Source organism: Flavobacterium sp. (genome assembly GCF_024710485.1).
GTDB lineage: Bacteria > Bacteroidota > Bacteroidia > Flavobacteriales > Flavobacteriaceae > Flavobacterium.
The window spans coordinates 1-5,204 of sequence record NZ_JANJUQ010000012.1 but is presented as its reverse complement, the minus strand read 5'-3'; the positions used below and the strand labels follow the sequence as shown (position 1 = coordinate 5,204).

Sequence of the window (5,204 nt, the reverse complement as noted above, 5' to 3'; positions counted from 1 at the left end):
TTAAAAATGAAAAAATTATTTGCTTTACTCCTACTTTTAGGCTTTATAACTTCTTGTGGTCCAAAAAGATTGGGTTGCGGTCCAAGCCGATGTGAAGTTGAAAATCCGATACAAAAGATACCTTTTTCAAAACAAAATTGCTAAAAATTTCAGTAGTGTTGTAACATTTGGATGTGTTGAAAGTCTTACAAGACAATCATCAATCAATCAACATCCATGAAATCACTAAGTATTCCTTTGTGCTTATTGGCGACTGCCTTTACTTTTGCACAAGAAACGCCAAAAACTGAAGATAAAAAACCTTCAGAAAACCCAACCGAGTTAAAAGAAGTTACCATTTACGGTAACAGAAAACAGTACCTGAAAGTAGAGTCAGACAAAACTACGATCAGTGTTCGCGACAATGCTATGCTCAACAGCGGCAGTAGTTTGGAAGCCGTAAAGAAAATTCCTGGTGTCATCACTTCTCCAACAGGAACGATAACCTTAAACAGTCGCGGCGTAACTATTTATATCGATGGCGCGCCAAGCACCTTAAGTGGCAACGACCTGCAAAACTACTTGTCTACTCTCCCGGCCAACGCCATTGAGAAAGTAGAATTAATTTACAATCCGGGTGCTTCCTTTGACGCCGACGCCAGTGGCTCGATTATTAATATTGTAACCAGTACCAAACGCAAAAAAGGACTGAATGCGAGCTTTAACATCAATTACAATTTCAATCAGTACCAAAAACCGAGTCCGCAAATTTTGCTTAACGGGAAAGTGAAAGATTTGAGTTGGCAAACCATGATAGGCTACAATTACATCGACAGCGAAAGCAAAAATCGCAACGATCAAACCTTCACCTCATTTGCCCCAAATGAAAGATTATTTCAAAAGAATTTTGCGCAGTTTACCAACCGAAATTTCTATTGGAGAACCGGCACCAACTACAAACTGAACGAAAAATCAAACTTGCTGTTCAATTACAACTTGAATTTGGGCAATGACCGAATTACAGGAGATGCGAGCACCGTTGGTACCGGGATTGATTTCACCAACCATAGTTTATCGAAAATCAAAAACAGCAACAATGAGTTGAGTTTACAGTACAAAACAAAGTTAGATACCATTGGCAGAACCTTTGACATTATCGCTTACAGCAACTTTTTCAACCGAAACCCGAATACGGTTTCCAACGGACAAAACAATGAAACAGCAACTTTTTACAATGGAAAAATCGATTTTAACTTGACCAACCATTACTTAAAATACGACTTCGCCATTCCATTTAAAAAGCTGGATTTTTCGCTCAATACTGGTGGGAAATACAACTATATCAAAGTAAACGACAAAGGAATTTACAATTTGAATTCACCCGTGAACAGTGTTATCGATTTTAATTATACCGAAACCAATTTGGCCTTTTACGTGGAAGCCCGTAAAAAAATCAAGAAGTTAAGTTTGACTGCCGGATTGCGTTTTGAAGATTATAAAGTCGACCGATTGGCCATTCAAGACGATACGGAAACCGAAGTTGATTTTACCAACTCCAATTTCTTTCCGAATGCCAGTGCTTTGTATGAGTTTAGCGAAAACATGAACCTATCGGCTTCGTACTCTAAGAAAATTTTCCAAGCCGATTACAATGTGTTGGACCCAAACAACTTTGCCAACTTCGATCAGTACAATACTTCGCAAGGCAATCCGTTTTTGAAACCGGCATTTTTTGACAACTTTGAAGTGAAAATGACAGCGTTCCAATTTGTGAGTTTGGGTGGCAATTATACCATTGCCCGCGACAGAAACAATTTTATTTTCACTGCTGAACCCGGTGAATTGGTGAGCAACCAAACCTTCCAACAGTTTGACAAAGTAAAAACGATGAGTTTGTTTGCTTCGTTCCCTGTTCCGTTGGATTACTTTTTCAAAGGTAAAGAAGAGTTTCAAAATCGCATGAACAATATGGACAAAATGAATTACATTTTCCTAAATGTGAACTACATCAAAACCATGACCGAAGGCTATACTTTTTCGTATGAAAACAAACCCATTTGGAATTTCTCAGCTCAAGCCCAATTCATCTTGCCTTGGAACATTAAAAACTCTATGTCGTATTTCATTTTACCGAAAGGCACTTGGGAAATCTACCAAATCACCAAACCGATACAGCAGTTTGACATTTCGTTCAACAAAGATTTCCTAAATAAAAACCTGAAAATAGGCTTGCATTGTTTTGATGTGTTCAATAAAAACGAAGTGAATGCTTTGGTTTCCTCTACCAATTTGGAGACCAAGTTTTACCAAAAACAAGATTCCAGAACCTTTAGAATATCATTGACCTATAATTTTGGTGATTTGTCTTTGAAGAAAGAGAACACCAATATCAATATCGAGAAGACCAACTCGGGTGGAGGATTCCTAAAATAAATTGGTTATAATTAGTAAACGAAAAATCCCTCAGCTGAGGGATTTTTCAATTTTAAGACGCTATTTCTAAACGTTTCAATAAGTTTTTGGTCAGCGCATCGTGCGTATAATCCAAATCGATATGAAGTTGTCTTTCGTCAGAGCTTGGCAAATCGTACATCGCATCAGTCAAAATCGCTTCGCACAATGAACGTAATCCGCGGGCGCCGAGTTTGTACTCCAACGCTTTATCCACTATATAATCCAGTGCTTCATCTGTAATAGAGAATTTCACTTCATCCATGGCGAATAGCTTTTCGTATTGCTTAATTAACGCATTTTTCGGTTCGGTTAGAATAGCGCGTAAAGTGGCTTTATCTAACGGATCCATGTGTGTTAACACCGGCAAACGACCAATGATTTCCGGGATTAATCCAAAATCTTTGATGTCTTTTGGGATGATGTATTGCAACAAATTGTCTTTGTCGACATTGTCCGTGTTTTTCGAAGTACTATATCCTACCGCTTGGCGATTCAATCGTTTCGAGATGATACGCTCGATTCCGTCAAAGGCACCACCGGCGATGAACAAAATGTCTTTGGTGTTGACTTCTACGAATTTTTGGTCCGGGTGTTTTCTTCCCCCTTTCGGCGGCACGTTAACTACAGTTCCTTCCAGTAATTTCAACATGGCTTGTTGAACCCCTTCACCGGAAACATCACGGGTTATAGACGGATTATCGCTCTTGCGGGCAATCTTATCTATTTCATCAATAAATACGATACCTCTTTCGGCTTTGGCCACGTCGTAATCAGCGGCTTGGAGCAAACGGGTTAAGATGCTTTCCACGTCTTCGCCTACATAACCGGCTTCGGTTAATACCGTTGCATCTACAATAGCCAACGGAACATCCAACATGCGCGCGATGGTTTTAGCTACCAAAGTTTTTCCGGTTCCGGTTTGGCCGACCATGATGATGTTGGATTTTTCAATTTCCACATCTTCCTCATGTTGGAGTTGCATTAAACGTTTGTAGTGGTTGTATACGGCTACCGACATGACCTTTTTGGTTTGGTCTTGTCCGATTACGTATTGGTCGAGAAACGCACGGATTTCTTTGGGTTTTTTCAACACCAAATCGGCCGATTGTTTGACGGCATTTCCTTTTAATTCCTCCATCACGATGCCATGTGCTTGTTCGATACAACGATCGCAGACATGCGCATTAATTCCGGCGATTAATAAATTGGTCTCCGGTTTTTTCCTCCCGCAAAAGGAACATTCTAAAACTTGTTTTGCCATTTTTTTTAGTTAGCAGTCGCAGTCGCAGTCGCAGTCACTCTTATGTGAACTGAGACTGTAAACTGTAGACTGAATTTATCTTCTTAACACTTCATCAATCATGCCGTACTCTTTGGCTTCGTCGGCGATCATCCAATAGTCGCGCTCCGAGTCTTTGTATACTTTTTCGAAAGGTTGGCCTGAATGGTGCGAAATGATATGGTACAATTCGTCTTTCAGTTTCAACATTTCTTTTAAATTGATTTCCATATCGGAAGCTACGCCTTGTGCTCCGCCTGACGGTTGGTGAATCATCACTCTGGAATGTGGTAAAGCCGAACGTTTTCCGGCCGCTCCGGCACACAACAATACCGCGCCCATAGAGGCTGCCATTCCGGTACAGATGGTGGCCACATCGGGTTTGATGTACTGCATGGTGTCGTAAATTCCGAGTCCGGCATACACACTTCCGCCCGGAGAGTTGATGTAAATTTGGATATCTTTAGATGCGTCAACACTTTCTAAGAACAACAATTGCGCTTGGATGATGTTGGCCATATAATCGTCGACACCCGTTCCCATGAAGATGATTCTGTCCATCATTAAACGCGAAAACACGTCGAGTTGCGAAATGTTGAGTTGGCGTTCTTCGATGATATAAGGTGTCATGCTTGCTACGATTTTATCGTAATACAGACTGTTTACGCCGTGTTTTTTGGTCGCAAACTTTTTAAATTCCTTTCCGTAGTCCATTTTAGATTTTGGTTTAAAAGTTTATGAGTTTAAAAGTTTACAGTGGTTCACCATAAACTTCCTATGATTTTGATTTAGTCAAAGGTTGTGCCTTTTTTAAAAGATGACATTGTGTCGCTTAAGGTTGGAACCCTAGCCCGGATAGTAGTGGAAATCCTTTTTATTGTTTAGAAAAAACCCTTCGACTGCGCTCAGGTTGACAACAATAAAAAGATTGGAACGTATAGCCGGATTAGCTTCTAATAAAAAAAGCGCCAAATTACTTTGACGCTCAAATATAGTAAATAATCTTTTAGTGTTTCAACTCGCCGTACATCGCTTTGATAAACTCGTCGTAGTTTACTTCTTTGGTTTTGGCTTTTACCTTGTCTTTGAACAAGTTCAACATTTTTTCGTTCATGACTTGTTCAGACAAACGACGTACTTCGTCTTGGTTGGACATCACGCGCGCCACGATACCTTGCACATCTTCGTCGGTTGGGTTCATTTGCCCGAACTGTGCCATTTGTTTTTTGATGAGCTCAGTTGTGTAAGCTTTTAAATCGTCGAAGGTTATTTGCAAACCGTTTTCGGTGATGATTTTACCTTCGATCAATTGGTAACGCAAACCGTTTTCAGATTTAGCGTATTCTGCTTCTGCTTCTTCGGCAGTTAACGGATTTTCACCGGTAGTTTGGATCCATTTTTTCAAAAACTCGGCCGGTAAATCGAACTTGGTGTTGGCGATTAAGAACTCGGTTACATCGTTTAAGAATTTTTGGTCGGCTTGTTGGGCGAA

General features: G+C 40.2%; 3 protein-coding genes and 1 pseudogene. 1 reads left to right on the top strand and 3 read right to left on the bottom strand.

Features of this window, described 5'->3' with window-relative positions:
• Positions 1 to 216 precede the first annotated feature (216 nt).
• Positions 217 to 2,412 (top strand): TonB-dependent receptor, encoded by a 2,196-nt coding sequence (locus Q0M21_RS02695; protein ID WP_295334377.1) that lies wholly within the window; start codon positions 217 to 219, stop codon positions 2,410 to 2,412.
• 52 nt (positions 2,413 to 2,464) lie between these two features.
• Here the strand turns inward: Q0M21_RS02695 and clpX are convergent, their stop codons facing one another.
• From clpX to Q0M21_RS02680, 3 genes and pseudogenes are all read right to left on the bottom strand, one after another.
• Positions 2,465 to 3,694 carry an ATP-dependent Clp protease ATP-binding subunit ClpX gene (gene clpX / locus Q0M21_RS02690; protein WP_295334374.1) on the bottom strand — a complete coding sequence of 410 codons (1,230 nt, stop codon included), beginning with the start codon at positions 3,692 to 3,694 and terminating at the stop codon, positions 2,465 to 2,467.
• A 75-nt stretch (positions 3,695 to 3,769) separates the two neighbouring features.
• The gene (clpP, locus tag Q0M21_RS02685) at positions 3,770 to 4,426 is read right to left on the bottom strand and encodes an ATP-dependent Clp endopeptidase proteolytic subunit ClpP (RefSeq protein WP_283239413.1); all 657 of its coding nucleotides are present in this window, start codon (positions 4,424 to 4,426) and stop codon (positions 3,770 to 3,772) included.
• A gap of 292 nt (positions 4,427 to 4,718) precedes the next feature.
• A pseudogene (locus Q0M21_RS02680) lies at positions 4,719 to 5,204 on the bottom strand (trigger factor); the annotation flags it as partial.

Coding starts and splice junctions, on each gene's coding strand:
- clpP (WP_283239413.1), bottom strand. CDS start 4,426: ATGGACTACGGAAAGGAATTTAAAAAGTTTGCGACCAAAAAACACGGC.
- clpX (WP_295334374.1), bottom strand. CDS start 3,694: ATGGCAAAACAAGTTTTAGAATGTTCCTTTTGCGGGAGGAAAAAACCG.
- Q0M21_RS02695 (WP_295334377.1), top strand. CDS start 217: ATGAAATCACTAAGTATTCCTTTGTGCTTATTGGCGACTGCCTTTACT.